Source organism: Sphingopyxis jiangsuensis (genome assembly GCF_016734905.1).
GTDB lineage: Bacteria > Pseudomonadota > Alphaproteobacteria > Sphingomonadales > Sphingomonadaceae > Sphingopyxis > Sphingopyxis jiangsuensis.
On sequence record NZ_JAERPO010000001.1, the window covers coordinates 461,387 to 479,105 of the forward strand.

Genomic DNA, 17,719 nt, shown 5'->3' on the forward strand with positions numbered 1-17,719 from the left:
CATGCTGGCCGAACGCGTCCTGCCCCTGACGGGCATTCACAATTTCCGCGATTATGGCGGCTATGCCGTCGAAGGCGGAGGGCGCGTCCGCGACGGCGTGCTGTGGCGATCCGCGCACCATGAGGCCGCAACCGACGAGGATCTGGCGGCGCTCGACCGGCTGGGCCTCGAAACGGTCGTCGACCTGCGCGGCGACGACGAGCGTGCGTTGCATCCCTGCCGCCGCAGCGAGAGTTTCTCGGCGCGCGTGCTGTTCGCGGGCGGCGTCACCGCGGGGCTTGCGCCGCATCTTCAGGCCGCCGGCGGCGCCATCGATGTCGAGACGGCGCGTGCGCGGATGGTCGATACCTATGCCGGCATGCCCTATCGCCCCGCGCTTGTCGCGACGCTGCGCCTCTATCTCGCTGCACTTTCGGAATATGACGCGCCCAGCCTTGTCCACTGCGTGGCGGGCAAGGACCGGACGGGCTTTGCCGTCGCGGTGGTTCACCGGCTGCTCGGCGTCCATGAAGACGATCTGATGCACGACTATCTCCTCACCAACAGCGCGGGGAAGATCGAGGAGCGGATCGCGCAGGGTGCGGCGCATATCCGCGATCGCTATGGAGCCGAGATCAGGGAGGATGCGGTCCGGATGCTGATGTCGGTCAATCCCGTCTTTCTCGACGCCGCGCTCGCCACGGTGCGCCGCGACCATGGCGACGTGGCGAGCTACGCCGAGTCGGTGCTGAACTTCACGCCCGAAATGCACGAAGCCATGGTGGACAAACTAGTCGTTTAACCAATCGTCGCGGGGGCGACGTCCATTACTTCCCGCGTACCAGCACCCCGCCCTTGACCACGGCATCGACACTTTCGAGTTCGCGCACATCGACCAGCGGATCGCCGTCGACCGCGATGATGTCGGCATAGCGTCCCACCGCAATCGCGCCGACGTCGCGCTCGCGGCCAAGCGCCTGCGCGGCGTTGCGCGTTGCCGCCTGGATCGCCTCGAGCGGGGTCATTCCATATTCGACCATCACGCGAAACTGCTTGCCGCCGTCGCCGTGCGGCATGACGCCAACGTCCGAGGCGAAGACCATCCGCACGCCCGCCTTGTGCGCCTTGCGGAAATTGTCGCGCTGGATCTGCGCGATCTCGCGGTCCTTGCGCAGATTGTCCTCGAGCACGCCATTTTTCGCACCCTCGGCCTGCGTATATTCGGTGTTGTAGATATCCATCGAGAACCAGACCGGGCGTTTGCGTTGCACCGCCATGCGGATGCCTTCGTCGTCGACAAGGCTTGCATGCTCGATCGTGTCGATTCCCGCTGCGATCGCCGCCCGGATACCGTCGGCGCCGTGCGCGTGCGCCGCGACGCGAAGGCCCCACTGATGCGCCTCGTCGGCGATCGCGCGCAATTCCTCTTCGGACAATTGCTGCTGACCCGGTTCGGTATTGCGCGAGAAAACGCCGCCGGTGGCGCATACCTTGATGACTTCGGACCCGAATTTGCGCTGGCGGCGGACCTGGTGGCGCAGTTCCTCGGGCGTGTCGCCGATCCCTTCTTCCTTATTCTCATGTTCCAGGCTCGGCGGAAGGAAGGTGCTGTCGCAATGTCCGCCCGTTGCCCCAAGCGCATAGCCCGCGGGGACGATACGCGGCCCAACGGCATAGCCCGCCTCAATCGCCTGTTTGAGCCCGATGTCGTTACGATAGTCGGCACCGACGTTGCGCACCGTCGTGAACCCCGCATCGAGCATCGTGCGCGCCGCGCCGACCGCGGTCATGCCCCAGAAGCTGTCGGTGAACTCGAGCCCGCGATAGCCGCCGATGTCGGCAGGCCCGTCGAGATGGACGTGCATGTCGATGAGGCCGGGGAGCAGCGTGCGCTGCCCCAGATCGATATGCTTGACGTTGCTGCTCCAGCGCACGGTGCGTGCGTCGGTGATATTCGTTATGCGGCCATCGGCGCCGACGAAAATCGCCGGATGTTCGATCGTCTTCCCCGACAGCACATCGACGTACCGCGCCGCCGTGATGACCGATTGCCCGCTGCCGTCCTGCGCGGCGGCCGTGGCAGCGCCGGCAATCGCCGCGCCGCCGAAAAGGATTCCCCGCAGAAAACTGCGAAACTTCACACTGGATTGCATCGCCGATCCACCCGTTGTTGGTCCCCGCATCCTGATGGCAAATCGGCGAGAAATAGGACAGCCGAAAAATGCGGTCAGGATCGGGCTCGCTGCACCTGATCGAGATGCTCGATGAGGTCGGGCCGGACCCGCGCAAAGCCGAGTTTGATCAGGCTCGACGCGAGGTTCGACAGCAAAGATGCGCCGCCCAGCGCGACGGCGCAGCGCGCGCCGCACCAATGCCACACGACGCCGCAAAGCAGGATCACGATGATCCAGCGCGGTGTACCGCCGCCAATCCAGCTGACGCCCTGCATGAAGGCGATGAAGACGGGGTCGCTTTCGCCGACGCGGAGCGACAGGCTGCGCGAGACCTGCCAGTCTGCCGCCTCGGTCCAGCCCGCGCCGACCGCAAGGCCGAGCAGGACGACGGCGGCCAGTAAAGCGGCTGTAATGACTGGCGATAGTCGTTTCGGGGCCAAAAATCCTCCCTGTCGCGCAGCCATGGAGAGGTGGCGGCCCTGCAGGGGCCGACGGAGGGGCCCCTCCACCACTCGCCTGCGGCAAGCGGTCCCCCTCCCCATCGCTTCGCGACGGGGAGGATCGCATGATCAAATATGCAACGGGCGGCCGTATGCCGACAGCACGCCTTCGTGCATCGTCTCGCTGAGCGTCGGGTGCGGGAAGACGGTGCCGATGAAATCATCCTCGACCAGCTCGGCGGTCTTGCCGATCGTATAGCCCTGGATCTGCTCGGTCACTTCGGCACCGATCATATGTGCACCCAGAAGCTCGCCGGTCTTTGCATCGAAAACCGTCTTGGTGAAGCCTTCGGCCTCGCCGAGCGCAATCGCCTTGCCATTGCCGATGAAGGGGAAGTTGCCGACCCTCACCTCGTAACCCAGTTCCTTCGCCTTCGCCTCGGTCAGGCCGACGCTCGCGATCTGGGGGCGGCAATAGGTGCAGCCGGGAATGTTGCGCACGTCCATCGCGTGCGGGTGGCCGCCGGCAATGGCTTCGGCCGCGATAACCGCTTCATGCATCGCCTTGTGCGCGAGCCACGGCGGCGCGGTGACATCGCCGATGGCCCACAGACCCGCGACATTGGTGCGGCACATCGCGTCGGTGTCGATGTGCCCCTTCGTCGTTTTGACGCCGAGCGCCTCCAGCCCGATATTCTCGGTATTGGGAACGATGCCGATGGCGACGATGGCGTGGCTGAACTCGGCGCTCTCGACCTTGCCGTCCTTTGCCTTGATCTTCGCAGAGACGCCGCCGGCGGTTGCCTTCAGCTCCTCGACGCCCGCGCCGGTCATGATCGTCATGCCCTGCTTCTTGAGCTGCTTTTCGAGGAACGTCGACACATCGGCATCCTCGACGGGGACGAGCCGGTCAAGCATTTCAACGACGGTAACGTCGGCGCCCATATCGCTGTAAAAGCTTGCAAACTCGATCCCGATCGCACCCGATCCGATGACCAGCAGCTTCTTCGGCATCTCTGTGGGCACGAGCGCGTGGCGATAGGTCCAGATGCGCTTGCCATCGGCGGGCGCGAAGGGCAGGTCGCGCGCGCGCGCACCCGTCGCGACGATGATATTCTTCGCGGTCAGGGTTTCGACGCCCTTGTCGCCCGTCACCTCGAGCTTGCCCGGCGCGGTCAACTTGCCGGTGCCCATATGCACGGCGATCTTGTGCTTCTTCATCAGGCCGGTGACGCCCTTGTTGAGTTGCGACGCGACGCCGCGCGACCGCTTCACGACCGCGTCGAGGTCGGCACTGATCTCCGCAGCCTTCAGCCCATAGGCTCCCGCATGCTGCATATAATGATAGACCTCGGCCGAACGCAGCAGCGCCTTGGTCGGGATGCACCCCCAGTTGAGGCAGATACCGCCGAGCAGCTCGCGCTCGACGATCGCGGTCTTGAGCCCGAGCTGCGCCGCACGGATCGCCGCGACATAGCCGCCGGGGCCGGAACCGAGAACGATGAGGTCGTAGGAAGTCTCAGCCAAAATTCACTCCATCACCAGCGCCCCTCCCTGCGGGGAGAGGGAGAAATTACGCGACCAACCCCAGCGGGTTTTCGACAATTTGCTTGAACGCCTGCATTAGCTGCGCGCCGTCCGCGCCGTCGATGGCGCGGTGGTCGAAGCTGCCGGTGGCCGACATCACGGTCGCGATCGCGAGCGCGTCGTCGACGATATAGGGGCGCTTTTCGCCCGCGCCGATTGCCATGATCATGCCCTGCGGCGGGTTGATGACGGCTTCGAACTGCTTGATGCCGAACATGCCCATGTTCGACAGGCTGGCAGTGCCGCCCTGATATTCGTGCGGCTGGAGCTTGCCTTCCTTGGCGCGGCCGGCGAGTTCCTTCATCTCGGTCGAAATCTTGCTCACCGACTTTTCGTCGGCGCCCACGATGATCGGGGTGATGAGCCCTGCGGGCACGCTGACCGCGACAGAGATGTCTGCGCGTTCATAGCTGATGAGCTGGTCGCCCGCGAAGCTGACGTTGCACTTGGGCACCTGGATCAGCGCCTTGGCGAGCGCCTTGATGAGCAGGTCGTTGACGCTGAGCTTGACGCCCTGCGGCTCGAGCGCGCCGTTGAGCTCGCCGCGCAGCTTGAGCAGCTTGTCGAGCTGGACATCGACCGTGAGGTAGATGTGCGGGACCTGCTGCTTGCTCTCGGTCAGGCGGCGCGCGATCGTCTTGCGCATGTTGCTGAGCTTTTCCGCGCTGTGCGGAATGTCGGTCGTGAAGGGCTGCGTCGGCGTCGGCGCCGGGGCGGACGCGGGGGCCGCTGCTGCTGCGGGTGCCGGTGCGGCCACGCCAGCCGGGGCGCCTTCAAGGTCGGCCTTGACGATCCGTCCGCCCGGTCCGCTGCCCGTCAGCGCGGCGAGGTCGATTCCGCGTTCGGCGGCAATGCGCTTGGCGAGCGGGCTCGCCTTGATGCGGTCGCCCTTATCTGTCGGCGCAGCCTTGGGCGCCGCTCCCGCGGAGGCGGCGGCCGCCGGAACAGGTGCCGTTTCGCTTGCGGCCCCCGCCGGCGCGGGAGCGACGCTCTCTTCCTTGGGCTCGGCCTTCGCCGCAGGAGCCGGTGCGGCCTTCGCCGCGCTCGCATCTTCGCCCTCGCCCGCGATCACCGCGATGACGGTCCCGACGGCGACATTGTCGGTGCCCTCGGCGACCAATATCTGCGCGATCGTGCCTTCGTCGATCGCCTCGAACTCCATCGTCGCCTTGTCGGTCTCGATCTCGGCGAGCAGGTCGCCCGACTTGACCTCGTCGCCTTCCTTGACGAGCCATTTGGCGAGTGTGCCCTCTTCCATCGTCGGCGAAAGCGCGGGCATTTTGAGTTCGATTGGCATGATCCGGCGTTATCCCTCGTCAGTCTGGCAGGCGAACCTGCCGCTACGGTTTGTTCCCTCGCCATAAGAGCATCAATGGTCAAGGTCCATCCGGCCAATCTTGCCTTTCATACGAATGTAAAGCAGTCTCCGCGCCGACAAGAACAACGGGGTCGGGGCATGAGGACGTATCTGGTGGTGATCGACGACAGTCCGGAGGCGAACCTCGCGCTGCGCTTTGCGGCGCGGCGCGCGGCGCGGACGGGAGGCGGCGTCGCGGTGCTCGCGATAATCCCGCCGCAGGATTTCGTCGCATTTGGCGGTGTGCAGGCGACGATCGAGGCCGAAGCGCGCGAACATGCCGAACAGCTCGCCGAGGGCGCTGCAAAAGCGATCGAAGAGGAAGCCAGCATCAAGGCGCAGATCATGATCAAGTCGGGCAAGCCCGCCGAGGTCGTGCGCGAAGTGATCGGAGACCAGGACGAAATCGCCGCGCTTGTTCTCGCGACGGCCGCCAGCGGCGCGCCGGGGCCGCTCGTGTCGCATTTCACCGGACAGGATGCCGGAACGCTCCCCTGCCCGGTGATGCTGGTGCCGGGCGGCATCGACATCGCCCGGCTCGATGCGTTGAGTTAGCGCGCCGACAATTTCATTGCGGACTGATCGACGGGGACGAGCGGGAGCAGAACTTTACTCGCGCTGTCGCCGCCATGCAGGATCGTTACCTCCTGCTTGCGATAGTCGCTCGACTTCGCGAGAAAGATGTTGGGTACGAACTTTTGCGGGTTGCGGTCGTAGAGCGGAAAGAGGCTAGACTGGATCTGCACCATGATCCGGTGCCCCGGCTGGAATACATGATTCACCGTGGGCAGGCGGAACTTATATCGCTGCGTCACGCCGGAAGGGATAGGCGACGGGTTCGAGAAGCTGTCGCGGTACCGCCCGCGAAAGATGTCGAGGCTGATTGGCAGCTGATATCCGCCCATCTTTGGTTCGCGGGCGACTTCGGGGGGATAGACATCGATCAACTTGACGACGAAATCGACGTCGGAGCCGCCGATTTTTGCAAAGATGTCCGCGATCGGTGCACCCGAAACGCGGACGGGCTCGGTCAGAACCGCGGTCTGAAAGGTCAGCACATCGGGGCGACCATCGGCGTGCCGTTGGTCGCTGACGAGCCAGTCGCCCCAACGGCCGTCGCCGAAATTGACCGGACGTGGCAGGTGCGGAACCGGCTTGGCCGGATCGGAGATATAGGACGTTTCGCCTTCGGCAGGCTTGGCAAAACCCAGCGAGCCATCTCTGCCCACATAGATGGGAGAAAGCCCCGTCTTGCATCCGCTTTCGCAGGCGAGCGGCCAGTCGCGAAACCGGTCCCAACGATTTTCGCCACTGTTATAGATGGTGGCCGCAGGCATAGTGAATTTCGGGCCGTCCTTCAGATACTGGTTGAAGAAGGGCAGGATCATATCCTTGCGGAACTGTTCGGCCGTGTCTCCATCCCACCGAAAAGGACCCAGCGAGCGACCTTCGCGATTGATCTGGCTGTGGCGCCACGGCCCCATCACCAGATGATTGTTGCCGACCTTGCCCTTCGCCTTCAGTGCCTCCCATGCGGTGATCGCGCCATAGATGTCCTCCTGATCCCACAGACCCTGTTCCCAGATTGTCGGGACGTTCGACGGGTTGGCAGCGAGCATCTTGTCGAGCGCCTGTCCCTGCCAGAATTCGTCGTACGCAGGATGCTGGAGCAACTTCTGCCAGAAGGGGAGTTGGTCGTACCCAGACCGCTTCGCCCAATCGCCTGCTGAGCCGACCTCGCGGAAATTGTCATAATCGTCATAGCCGCCTGTTGACGGCGCCTTTCCTTCGCCCTTGTAGCCCGTCTGTGCGCCGATCCACGCGATGTTGGCGAGACGGAAGGCCCCATGATGGAACCAGTCGTCCCCCATCCAGCCATCGATCATCGGGCTTTCGGGGGCCGCGACCTTCAGCGCGGGATGTGGCTTGAGCAGCGCCATGACAACCGTGAAGCCCTCGTAGGACGAGCCGATCATGCCGACGCGGCCGTTCGATTCGGGAAGATTAGCCTTGTTCACGAGCCAGTCGATCGTGTCCCAAGCGTCGGTGACATGATCGACCTTCGTCAAGTTGAGCGGACCGACGGGCGGCCTGGTGACAATATAATCGCCTTCGGACCCATGTTTACCGCGAATATCCTGATACACGCGAATATAGCCGTCGTTGACGAAGATTTCGTCAGCGAGTGGCAGCGTCGACAGCATGCTGGTGCTGCTCATCCGATTGGCCCGGCTGCGCGCATTATAGGGCGTGCGCGTCAGAACAATCGGTGCGTTCTTCGCCCCCTTGGGCACCACAATGACGGTATAGAGCTTCGTCCCGTCACGCATCGGAATCATCTCGACGCGCTTGTCATAGTTGTTGCGGTCAGTGGGCGAAGTAAATTTTTCGGGGATGTCGCTCTGCGGCGCAGGCTGTGCAAATCCGACCGTCGACGATCCGACCAGCGAAAGCGCGGCGATCGCCGCAACCATTTGAGAGCGAAGCATTACGACCCCTTGTTTATGACACGTGGCGGTGCCTTGCTTGCGTCCGCACGTAATGCTTTGCAACCCTTGAAAGAAATTATCTAACAGGAAGGGGTTAGCGACCTCTTCGTTTGGCGCAAACCGTCGATTAGTTTCGAGCGACTACAACGCCGAGTGCCGCAGCGCCTTTGGCTTCGAGCAGCGCGAAATAGAGGACGACGAGCGCCTGCGCGGCGACGACCGTGATGCCCAGCCACGTCATCTGGCCCGCGAAAATGGCGAGCACTGCAAAGCTTGCCGCGACCCAGCCGAGGTTGCCGACCGCGATCAGGTTCGCGAGTCCCTTGCTTGGCGTCTTCTGCGTCGCGACGAACAGCATCAGCAGCGCGCTCGGCAGGCCGATCCAGCCTGCGACGGTCACCACATCGGAGGGGAGGCCGAGAAGTGCGGCGACCGTCGCAGTCGCAAAGACGCAGAGGACGAACAGGCCGGCACAGGTGACCGCATCGACCAGCAGGGTGTTCTTGAGGGTGAAAAGGCGCATCGTCATTCTCCTTTCGATGCACCGCATTTGACGGAGCCAATGACGCGCGTCGATTACGCGGCAGGTAATGGCTATGACGACGACCGAGGTATAGCTGTTGCCGCAAAGGAGAATGGCGATGAAGCCTGCCCCGATTGGCGAACAATTGCGCGAATGGCGGACGCGCCGCCGGATGAGCCAGATGGACCTCGCGCTCGACAGCGAGATTTCGACCCGGCATCTGAGCTTCATCGAGACGGGGCGGTCGCGGCCGAGCGCCGCGATGGTCCAGCGACTTGCCGACCGGTTGGAGGTGCCGCACCGCGCGCGCAATGCGCTGCTGCTTGCAGCAGGCTATGCGCCCGATTTTCAGGAGCGTCCACTCGACAGCCCCGAAATGGAAGGGATGCGCGCGATCGTCGAGCATGTGCTGCGCGGGCACGAGCCCTATCCCGCGCTCGCGGTCGACCGTCATTGGAACATGATTGCCGCCAATGGCGCGATCGCGTTGCTGACACAGGGCGTAGCGCCCGAACTGCTCGAGCCGCCCGTCAATGTGCTGCGCATCGCGCTCCATCCGGGCGGTCTCGCGCCGCAGATCGTCAATATCGGCGAATGGCGCGCGCACATCCTTCACCGACTCGACGGCCAGGTCGAGGCGAGCGGCGATCCGCAGCTCGCGGCGTTGCGCGACGAATTGGCGGGCTATGGCGTCGCGGCGGCAAATGATGGCGAGCATGCCGCGAACGGCATTGCGGTACCACTGCTTCTCGACACGCCGGCGGGACGCCTGTCCTTCGTGTCGACGGTGACAGTGTTCGGCACGCCGATCGACATCACCCTGTCCGAACTGGCGATCGAGGCATTTTTTCCGGCAAATGCGGCGAGTGCAGCGCTGTTGCAGAAAATGGCGGCTCCGCAATAGGCTTCGTCATTGCGGGCGGAGCGAAGCAATCTCCAGCTATCGTCCGGGCACGAGGTCGATAGCTGGAGATAGCCGCGTCGCCTTCGGCTCCTCGCAATGACGAGGGAGGATCAGCGCTTGCCCTTGTGCCGGATATTCGCGGGTCGCCCGCGTTTGCCGACCATATGCTTGCCCGCCTTGTCCTTCTTGACCCCGTCACGGCGCAAGGGGCGGTTGCGGAATCCGCCCTCGGGGGCATCGGGAAGCTCGAAGCGCAGCGCGCCGCTAACCGGGTTCGCCTCCATCAGCCTGAGGTCGAGCCGCTGGCCGACGCCGTAGCTGGTGCGGCCATGCTCGCTGTCGAGCGTCCGCGCCGCCTCGTCATAGATGAAGCGTTCGCTTCCCAGCGTCGATACCGGCACCAGCCCGTCGCCGCCGAGGCCGTCGACCGTGGCGAAAAAGCCGAAGGGCTGGACGCCCGTGATCCGGGCGGCGACGATCTCGCCGACCTTGGTCGCGAGATAGGCAGCAACATAGCGGTCGACCGTCTCGCGCTCGGCCTCCATCGCGCGGCGCTCGAGCGCGCTGATTGCCTCGCCGATGTGCGACAGCCCCTTGCGGTCGGCCTCGCCCAGGCCGGTGCGCTCGGGGAAGCCTTTGGGCTTGCCGGGCACCTCCAGCTTGTACGAATCGACGAGCGCACGGTGGACGATCAGGTCGGCGTAGCGGCGAATCGGCGAGGTGAAATGCGCGTAGCTGCCGAGCGCGAGGCCGAAATGTCCGGCATTGGCGGGGCCGTAATAGGCCTGCGTCTGGCTGCGGAGGATCGCCTGCATGATCTCGGGCAGCCGGTCGTCGCCCGAAAAACCGTCGATCAGCCGGTTGAACACCGCAGGGGTGATCACCTGCCCCAGCGCGAAATTCTGGTCGAAGGTGTCGAGATAATCTTTCAGGCTGACGAGCTTTTCGCGGCTCGGCGGTTCGTGGATACGGTACATGACGGGCGACTTCTTCGCCTCGAGCGCCTTGGCCGCCGCGACGTTGGCGGCGATCATATAGTCCTCGATCAGCCGGTGCGCGTCGAGCCGTTCGCGGACGCGGATTTCGGCGATATTACCCGCTTCGTCGAGCATCACCTGCCGCTCGGGCAGGTCGAGGTCTAGCGGCGATCGCGCCGCGCGCGCCTTTGCAAGCAGGATCCAGCAGCTCCAGAGATTCTGGAGCGACGGCAGGACATCCTCGCCCCACCCATCGGCGCCCTGCCCCGCGTCATAGGCCGCTTGCGCATCTTCATAGGCGATGTTCGCGCGCAGCCGGACGAGAGCGCGCGTGAAACGCCATGACGTCACCTTGCCATGCTTGTCGACCGTCAGGTGGCACGCCATCGCGGCGCGGTCCTCGCCCGCCTTCAGCGAACAGACCCCCGCCGACAGCGTTTCGGGAAGCATCGGGACGACGCGGTCGGGGAAATAGACGCTGTTGCCGCGCCGTCGCGCCTCGCGGTCGAGCGCGCTGTCGGGGCGCACATAATAGCTGACGTCGGCGATTGCGACGATTGCGCGCCAGCCGCCCTTGTTCGCGGGATCGTCGTCGGGCGCCGCCCACACGGCGTCGTCGTGGTCGCGCGCATCGCGCGGGTCGATCGCAACGATGGGCAATTCGCGAAGATCCTCGCGCCCGTCGGGAGTGAGCGGCAGCTTCGCGGCCTTTTCGGCCTCGGCCAGCGTCTCGTCGCCGAAAATGTGCGGGATTTCGTGCCGCGCTATGGCGATCATGCTGAGCGCGCGCGGCGCGAAGGGATCGCCGATGCGGTCGATCACCCGCGCCTTGGTCGCGGGGCCGCGGCCAGAAAGCTCGGCGCGCACAAGGTCGCCGATGGCGGCGTCGCCCATATCGGCGACCGCAAAGTCGAAGCGCGCGCGCTTGTCGGCGGGGCGCAGCCAGGTCATCGGCTTGCCGCCAGGCCCGGTGTCGGAAACGAGCACGCCGATGATGCTCTCGCCGCCCGCCTGCAGCTTTTTCATCGGGTGCGCGACATGGCCCTTCCCGCGCTCCTCGGTGCGCGCGAGGATGCGGTCGCCGACCCCCAAAGCGCTCCGCCGTCCCTTTTCCATCACGCGTAAGCGCGGCGGCGCGCCGGCGCCCTCCCACCGCTCGGGCACCGCCCACACGACATCGCCCTCGACCGCCGCGACGCGCAGCACGGTGACGCGCGGCAGTCCGCCATGTTTATGAAACGCCCGCCCCGGCGCCATGTCGACGAGCCCCTCGTCGGTCATGTCCTTGAGCAGCGCCTTCAGCGCGATCTTGTCGGCTCCGCGGACGGCGAAATGCTTGGCAATCTCGCGCTTGCCGACCGCGCCGGGGCTTTGTTCGATGAAGCGCATTATGTCATCGGGCGAAGGCAAGCCGGTCGGCGCAGCCTTCGCAGAACTGCGCGAAGCTTTTCTGGAAGAGGGCATTGCCCCGCCATAGGCGGAAACATGCAATTAGGCGAGAGGGCGCCGCATGAAGACCGTGCCCGCGATCGGCGTATCATAATAGGGTGTTGTGGGTTCGAACCCCTCGGCGCGGTAAAGCGCCTGCGCCGGCCCCATCGAGGCAAGCGTGTCGAGCCACATCTCGGCATATCCCGCCTCGCGGGCGGCCGCGACAAGCTGACGCACGAGGAGCCGCCCCGTGCCGCGTCCCCGCCCTGCCGGTGCGACGAACAGGCGCTTCATTTCACAGACGTCGCCATCGAGAGGTCGGCAGGCAACGCACCCGAGGGGGGTGCCGTCGGTATCGCGCGCCAGCAGGAGTAGCCCGCGCGGCGGCGCATATTGTCCGGGCAGTCCGGCAAGCTCCGCGTCGAAATTCTGATACGCGAGATCGACATTGAGCGACGCCGCATAGTCCCGAAAAAGAGATGCGACCGTCGCGATATCGGCCTCGCCGACCGCAGAGACGATGGCAACGCCGTCCACTGTCTGCATCAATATGTCCGTCCGATAAGCACGCGTTCGACCGCCGGCTCACCGGTAAAGAAGCAGGCGCCGTCGGCGGGCGCGGCATCGAGGGGGGTGTTGCGCATCGTCAGTTTCAACGCTTTGAGTTGCTCAACGATCCCATCGAGTTTTTCGCCGGTGGGGCGCGCCCATTGCACCTCGACCCAGCCGACGAATTTGTCGTCGCCGCCGAAATGGCCCGCCAGGTCGGTGACGTCGCGGCGGATATTGGTTTCGAGACGCACCTTGGCTTCGGCGTGGAGCCTGGCCTGAATATCCTCGAGCATCGCGACCGCATCGGCAACGAACGCGTCTTTCGCGACAAAGGCCGAATTGAGCTTGCCGCTTTCCTGATACAGCCGGTCGCGGCGGATCACCGCGACGTTGCCGCCCGCGACGTCGCGCGGACCGACCTCGACGATGATCGGCGCGCCCTTCTTGACCCAGCCCCAGCGCTTCGTCTGCGCCTTGGTCGCACCGGTGTCGAGCAGCACGCGTACCGGTTCGCGGAACGCGTCGAGCGCCTTGAGCTTCGCCTCGAGGTCGCGGCAATAATCGAGGATTGCGGCGTCCTCGTCATTTTCGCGCAGCATCGGCACGATGACGATCTGGTGCGGCGCGATGCGCGGCGGGCAGCGCAGCCCGTCGTCGTCGCCATGCGTCATGATGACGCCGCCGATCATCCGCGTCGACACGCCCCAGCTCGTCGTGTGGCACAGGCTGTGGCCGCCGTCGCGGTCCTGGAAACGGATGTTCGCCGCTTCGGCAAAGCCGGTGCCAAGATAGTGCGACGTGCCGGCCTGCAGCGCCTTTCCGTCCTGCATCATCGCCTCGATCGAATAGGTCGCGACCGCGCCCGGGAAGCGCTCATTCTCGGGCTTTTCGCCCGCGATCACGGGCATCGCGAGCACATCCTCGGCAAAGGCGCGATACATTTCGAGCGCACGGAGCGTTTCGGCCATCGCATCGTCGCGGTCGGCGTGCGCGGTATGGCCTTCCTGCCAGAGGAATTCGCTCGTGCGCAGGAACATGCGCGTACGCATCTCCCAGCGCACGACATTGGCCCATTGGTTGACCTTGAGCGGCAGGTCGCGCCAGCTCTGCACCCAGCGGCTCATCGCCGATCCGATCACCGTTTCGGAGGTCGGGCGAACGATCAGCGGCTCTTCGAGCTTTGCCTCGGGATCGGGGATCAGTCGCCCCTTGCCGTCGCCGATCAGCCGGTGGTGCGTGACGACCGCCATTTCCTTGGCAAAGCCGTCGACATGGTCGGCTTCCTTTTCGAAGAAGGAGAGCGGGATGAAGAGCGGAAAATAGCAATTCTGGACGCCTGCATCCTTGATCGCCGCGTCCATCACCGTCTGGATGCGCTCCCAGATACCATAGCCCCACGGCTTGATCACCATGCAGCCGCGCACGCCCGATTCCTCGGCAAGGTCGGCTTCGGCAATGACATCCTGATACCAGGCCGCGAAATCGGCCTGACGCGTTACGCTGAGCGCATGTTTGATCATCGTTCCTGTTTTCGTTGCTGGAGCGCGTGGGCGCCCCCTTCTACTTCTTCTTGGCGAGTTCGGCCTTGAGCGCAGCGACCTCGGCCTTCAGGGCCTCGATCTCATCGTCCTTGGCCTTGGAGCCCGCTGCGCCCGGGATGAAAGCGCCCGCCGCCTGCTGGAACATCTCGAAATTGCGGCGCGTCAGTTCAGCGAGCGGGTTCGCGCCGAGCGCTCCCTCGAACGCCGCGCGAACATCCTGTTGATTCTTGCGAAAGGTCGCCATCGACGCTTCGAGATATTGCGGCACCATCGATTGCATCTTGTCGCCATACATGCCGATCAGGTGACGCAGGAAATTTACGGGCAGCAGCGTCTCGCCGCGCGTTTCCTCGTCCATGATGATCTGGGTCAGCACATTATGCGTGATGTCCTCGCCGCTTTTCGCATCGACAACGCGGAAATCGCGCCCGTCGCGGACCATCGTCCCCAGATCCTCGAGCGTGATGTAACAGCTGCGTTCGGTGTCATAGAGGCGCCGGTTGGCATATTTCTTGATCGTGACGGCCTCGCCGTCCGCCGCCTTCGCTTTCGCCATCGGGACCCGAACTCCTGTAAAAATCCGAACGCCGACAGCGCAAGGACGGTATCGCACCTAATGGTCCGAGCATTAGCACCAAATATTGATGCATCGCAACACGGCCGGTCGGACGAGTGACCATTCGACGAAAGTTTCGTCGGGACCCGGACCGAGTCGATCCGCGACGTTCCTTAAGATCAGGACGCATTGATCAGTGCCAGAAGATTACGGTTGCGGTGAGAGCGACGGCCATAGTCCTTCGGCGCATCGCGCTACCTCGGCCCATTGCGACTGACGAAGATTATCCCGTTCAAACACGCCCATCATCAACGCGCTTACGCCCATGGCTCTTCGGAACATAGGCCGAAGGCGAGCCATCCGCTCATCCGTCAGCCAGGATAAATCGTTCAAATTCAAGCTCCTTCGTGGCCGCCTGAATCGCAATCACTACCTCGAACCAATGGGCCCCGACCCTAAAGAAATTGCAGTTGGCTATTTCTCTCGGCGGTCGAACCGCGCGCCCAGGCTCGTGAGCAGCTCATATTGCGACAACCCGCACGCCGCCGATTCGCGCGGCAGGTCGTAATCAACCGTCACCCAGTCGCCTTCGGCGATCTCCGTCGCGTCGCGCGCGTCGAATGCGGTGAGGTCCATTGATACGCGGCCGACGAGCGGGAGGTTTCTGCCGTTCCATCGGCCGCCGCCGGACCCGGCGTGGCAGCGCAAATAGCCATCGGCATAGCCCAGATTGACCACCGCAATCCGGCTATCGCGCGGCGCCGTCCAGGCAGCGCCATAACCGACCGTCTCTCCCGCCGGGACGTCGCGAACTTGCAGAACCCGCGCCTCGGGAAAGGCGACCTGCCGGATGTGGCCTTCGGCCTCTCGCCGCGGAATGCCGCCATATAGCGCAATGCCGGGACGCGTGAGATCGAAGCCATAATCGGCGCCCAGGCAGATGCCCGCGCTGTTCGCGAGACTGTAGCGACGCGCGGCAATTTGCGTCCGCACGGCATGGAAAGCCGCAAGCTGCTGTCCGTTCTGATCGCTATCCTCGTCGGCCGACGCGAGGTGGCTGTGCAATGTTTCGATTGCCAGCCCGTCGAGCGCTCCCGCCATCGCCTCTTCGACACGCAAACCGAGGCGGTTCATTCCGGTGTCGATCATGACGTCGCACGGAAGCCCTTCCCCCGCTTCGCGCCAGCGCGCGACCTGTTGGCGACTATTGAGAACGGGCCGCGCGGGAATCATCCGTGCCGCGACCATATCCTCTGCGCCGACGCCGTGCAGTACCGACAGCGTGACGCCTTCGGGCAGCGGCATCAGCGCCGCCGCCTCGCCCCATGTCGCGACGAAGAAATGCCGGCACCCCGCCGCAGCAAGCCGGTCCATCACGGTGCGCGCGCCGAGCCCATAACCGTCGGCCTTGATCGCCGCACCCGCTTCGGCTCCGCCATGACGGGCCAGCCAGCACCAATTGTGCACGAGCGCATCGGAATCGAGACGGAGCCGCTGCGGCGAAGCAATATCGATCATGACCCCGCCCCTAGACGGCTTTGGCGCCAGCGCCAACGACCGTTCACTTGAGCGTCGGCGTCTTGTCCCATTCGCCCTCCACGGGCTCCCTGAGCATGAAGGCGGTGATCAGAAAGGCGCCGAGGACGACAAACCAGGTGTACCAGAGGCCGGCATAGGCATTCCCCGTCTTGGCGATGATGAAGCTCGCGATCAGCGGCAGGAAACCGCCGAAATATCCGGTGCCGAGGTGGTAGGGGATCGACAGCGACGAGTATCGGACGTGCGGCGGGAACATTTCGGCGAGCAGTGCTGCGACCGGGCCATAGGTAAAACCCGAAAGCGCGCTGAGGCCGAGCAGCGCGGCGATGATGATCGCGATGCCGAGCGCCGACGGGATCTGCTTTTCGAAATCATAGCCCATCGCTTCGAGCGCCGGTTGCAGGATCGCGGGATCCTCTCCCGCCACTTTGCGATCGCCGATCGTCACTTGCACCTTGTCGAATGCGCTTTCGCTTTCGACGATCGAATAGGGAACGCCAAGCCGGGTGAGCTCGCCGAGCGTGCGGCCGCACACCGTCGCCTGCTGCTGCGCGAAGGGATCAAAGCTGCACTGCGACCCGGTGACGACGACAGGCGCGCGCTCCGCTGCTGCGGAGAGCGCCGGGTTGCCGACGCTGCCCATCAGCCAGAAGAGCGGAAAGAGCAGCACCAGCGTCACGCCGTAGCCCCACACGATCGGCTTCTTGCGCCCGATGCGATCCGACAGGCGCCCCGCCCAGATGAAGAATCCCATGCCGATTGCCGCTGCGGTGCCGACGATGATCTCGGCAGCAGTGTCATCCACTTTCATCGGGCCCTTGAGGAACGACAGGCCCGAGAACATTGCCGTGTACCATATGACGGTGAGCCCGGCGGCGATGCCGAACAGCGCGACGAAAATGCGCTTGGGATTGCCCGGATAAGTAAAGCTTTCCTTGAGCGGGTTTTTCGCGAGCTCGCCTTCGGCCTTCATTGCCTGGAACACCGGGCTTTCGGACAGCTTGAGCCGCATCCACAATGAAATGCCAAGCAGGATCAGCGACAGCAGGAACGGCACGCGCCACCCCCAGCTTTCCCATACTGCATCGGGCATCAGCGCCTTGCAGCCGAGCACGACGATCAGGCTGAGCACAAAGCCGCCGACGACGCTTGCCTGGATGAAACTGGTATAAAAGCCGCGCTTTCCGGGCGGCGAATGTTCGGCGACATAGATGGCCGCGCCGCCATATTCGCCGCCGAGCGCGAGGCCCTGAAGAATACGGAGCAGGATGACGATGATCGGTGCGGCAATGCCGATCGTCGCTGCCGACGGGATCATGCCGACCCCCGCGGTCGCAATGCCCATCAAGGTGACGGTGACGAGGAAGGTATATTTGCGCCCCAGCCGGTCGCCGAGAAAACCGAACAGCACCGCGCCGAGCGGGCGAAAGCCGAAGCCGACCGCGAAACCGGCCCAGACGAGCAGAATTTCGAGCGTCGCATTGTCGCTGGGGAAAAAGGCCTTGCCGATGATCGCCGCGAGCGTGCCGTAGATGAAGAAATCATACCATTCGAACACCGTACCCGCCGACGATGCGGCGATGACCATGCGGATGTCCTTCTGGGTCGGCTGATAGACCGCGCCATGGTCGGCGACGGCGGCTGCATCGGTCATAGTCTCTCCCTCGGCC

15 protein-coding genes are annotated in these 17,719 nt (G+C 64.3%); 3 read left to right on the forward strand and 12 right to left on the reverse strand.

Going from position 1 to position 17,719, the window contains the following annotated elements:
- The first annotated feature begins 1 nt into the window (after position 1).
- Positions 2–781, forward strand: a complete 780-nt coding sequence (locus JI743_RS02310) for a tyrosine-protein phosphatase (protein ID WP_201925536.1) — start codon at positions 2–4, stop codon at positions 779–781.
- A 25-nt stretch (positions 782–806) separates the two neighbouring features.
- On the opposite strand, the gene JI743_RS02315 is transcribed toward JI743_RS02310, so the two are convergent.
- From JI743_RS02315 to JI743_RS02330, 4 genes are all read right to left on the reverse strand, one after another.
- A complete protein-coding gene (locus JI743_RS02315) occupies positions 807–2,132 on the reverse strand; it encodes a Xaa-Pro dipeptidase (protein ID WP_201925538.1) in 1,326 nt (441 codons plus the stop codon).
- A gap of 74 nt (positions 2,133–2,206) precedes the next feature.
- Entirely contained in the window at positions 2,207–2,593 is a 387-nt protein-coding gene (locus JI743_RS02320; protein WP_201925540.1) for a hypothetical protein, read from the reverse strand.
- 129 nt (positions 2,594–2,722) lie between these two features.
- On the reverse strand, positions 2,723–4,120 hold the full coding sequence (lpdA, locus tag JI743_RS02325; protein ID WP_201925542.1) for a dihydrolipoyl dehydrogenase: 1,398 nt from the start codon (positions 4,118–4,120) through the stop codon (positions 2,723–2,725).
- Positions 4,121–4,166: 46 nt separating this feature from the next.
- Positions 4,167–5,477 carry a pyruvate dehydrogenase complex dihydrolipoamide acetyltransferase gene (locus tag JI743_RS02330; RefSeq protein ID WP_201925544.1) on the reverse strand — a complete coding sequence of 437 codons (1,311 nt, stop codon included), beginning with the start codon at positions 5,475–5,477 and terminating at the stop codon, positions 4,167–4,169.
- A gap of 159 nt (positions 5,478–5,636) precedes the next feature.
- Between JI743_RS02330 and JI743_RS02335 the strand changes: the two genes are divergently transcribed.
- Entirely contained in the window at positions 5,637–6,092 is a 456-nt protein-coding gene (locus JI743_RS02335) for a universal stress protein (protein ID WP_201925546.1), read from the forward strand.
- Here the strand turns inward: JI743_RS02335 and JI743_RS02340 are convergent.
- On the reverse strand, positions 6,089–8,026 hold the full coding sequence (locus tag JI743_RS02340; protein ID WP_201925548.1) for a CocE/NonD family hydrolase: 1,938 nt from the start codon (positions 8,024–8,026) through the stop codon (positions 6,089–6,091). The genes JI743_RS02335 and JI743_RS02340 overlap by 4 nt on opposite strands.
- Before the next feature lie 127 nt (positions 8,027–8,153).
- A complete protein-coding gene (locus tag JI743_RS02345; RefSeq protein ID WP_201925551.1) occupies positions 8,154–8,549 on the reverse strand; it encodes a hypothetical protein in 396 nt (131 codons plus the stop codon).
- A 118-nt stretch (positions 8,550–8,667) separates the two neighbouring features.
- On the opposite strand from JI743_RS02345, the gene JI743_RS02350 reads away from it, so the two are divergent.
- The gene (locus JI743_RS02350; protein ID WP_201925553.1) at positions 8,668–9,453 is read left to right on the forward strand and encodes a helix-turn-helix domain-containing protein; all 786 of its coding nucleotides are present in this window, start codon (positions 8,668–8,670) and stop codon (positions 9,451–9,453) included.
- Between the two features lie 110 nt (positions 9,454–9,563).
- Here the strand turns inward: JI743_RS02350 and JI743_RS02355 are convergent, their stop codons facing one another.
- The 6 genes from JI743_RS02355 to JI743_RS02380 form a co-directional block, all read right to left on the reverse strand.
- Entirely contained in the window at positions 9,564–11,894 is a 2,331-nt protein-coding gene (locus tag JI743_RS02355; protein WP_201925555.1) for a ribonuclease R family protein, read from the reverse strand.
- A 27-nt stretch (positions 11,895–11,921) separates the two neighbouring features.
- The gene (locus JI743_RS02360; protein ID WP_201925557.1) at positions 11,922–12,407 is read right to left on the reverse strand and encodes a GNAT family N-acetyltransferase; all 486 of its coding nucleotides are present in this window, start codon (positions 12,405–12,407) and stop codon (positions 11,922–11,924) included.
- Positions 12,407–13,933, reverse strand: coding sequence for a proline--tRNA ligase (gene proS / locus JI743_RS02365; protein WP_201925559.1), 1,527 nt, complete (start codon positions 13,931–13,933; stop codon positions 12,407–12,409). The genes JI743_RS02360 and proS overlap by 1 nt, the downstream gene beginning before the upstream one ends.
- A 40-nt stretch (positions 13,934–13,973) precedes the next feature.
- Positions 13,974–14,510, reverse strand: a complete 537-nt coding sequence (gene phaR / locus JI743_RS02370; protein WP_201925561.1) for a polyhydroxyalkanoate synthesis repressor PhaR — start codon at positions 14,508–14,510, stop codon at positions 13,974–13,976.
- A 474-nt stretch (positions 14,511–14,984) separates the two neighbouring features.
- Positions 14,985–16,028 (reverse strand): alanine racemase, encoded by a 1,044-nt coding sequence (gene alr / locus JI743_RS02375; RefSeq protein ID WP_201925563.1) that lies wholly within the window; start codon positions 16,026–16,028, stop codon positions 14,985–14,987.
- A 43-nt stretch (positions 16,029–16,071) separates the two neighbouring features.
- Positions 16,072–17,703: an MFS transporter gene (locus tag JI743_RS02380; protein ID WP_201925565.1), complete on the reverse strand. Its 1,632-nt coding sequence runs from the start codon at positions 17,701–17,703 to the stop codon at positions 16,072–16,074.
- Between the last annotated feature and the right edge of the window lie 16 nt (positions 17,704–17,719).

What these genes read in the sequence shown, in the direction of transcription:
- JI743_RS02310 (WP_201925536.1), top strand. Translation starts at nt 2, where the DNA reads ATGCTGGCCGAACGCGTCCTGCCCCTGACGGGCATTCACAATTTCCGC.
- JI743_RS02315 (WP_201925538.1), bottom strand. Translation starts at nt 2,132, where the DNA reads ATGCAATCCAGTGTGAAGTTTCGCAGTTTTCTGCGGGGAATCCTTTTC.
- JI743_RS02330 (WP_201925544.1), bottom strand. Translation starts at nt 5,477, where the DNA reads ATGCCAATCGAACTCAAAATGCCCGCGCTTTCGCCGACGATGGAAGAG.
- JI743_RS02335 (WP_201925546.1), top strand. Translation starts at nt 5,637, where the DNA reads ATGAGGACGTATCTGGTGGTGATCGACGACAGTCCGGAGGCGAACCTC.
- JI743_RS02340 (WP_201925548.1), bottom strand. Translation starts at nt 8,026, where the DNA reads ATGCTTCGCTCTCAAATGGTTGCGGCGATCGCCGCGCTTTCGCTGGTC.
- JI743_RS02345 (WP_201925551.1), bottom strand. Translation starts at nt 8,549, where the DNA reads ATGCGCCTTTTCACCCTCAAGAACACCCTGCTGGTCGATGCGGTCACC.
- JI743_RS02350 (WP_201925553.1), top strand. Translation starts at nt 8,668, where the DNA reads ATGAAGCCTGCCCCGATTGGCGAACAATTGCGCGAATGGCGGACGCGC.
- JI743_RS02355 (WP_201925555.1), bottom strand. Translation starts at nt 11,894, where the DNA reads ATGCCCTCTTCCAGAAAAGCTTCGCGCAGTTCTGCGAAGGCTGCGCCG.
- JI743_RS02360 (WP_201925557.1), bottom strand. Translation starts at nt 12,407, where the DNA reads ATGCAGACAGTGGACGGCGTTGCCATCGTCTCTGCGGTCGGCGAGGCC.
- proS (WP_201925559.1), bottom strand. Translation starts at nt 13,933, where the DNA reads ATGATCAAACATGCGCTCAGCGTAACGCGTCAGGCCGATTTCGCGGCC.
- phaR (WP_201925561.1), bottom strand. Translation starts at nt 14,510, where the DNA reads ATGGCGAAAGCGAAGGCGGCGGACGGCGAGGCCGTCACGATCAAGAAA.
- alr (WP_201925563.1), bottom strand. Translation starts at nt 16,028, where the DNA reads ATGATCGATATTGCTTCGCCGCAGCGGCTCCGTCTCGATTCCGATGCG.
- JI743_RS02380 (WP_201925565.1), bottom strand. Translation starts at nt 17,703, where the DNA reads ATGACCGATGCAGCCGCCGTCGCCGACCATGGCGCGGTCTATCAGCCG.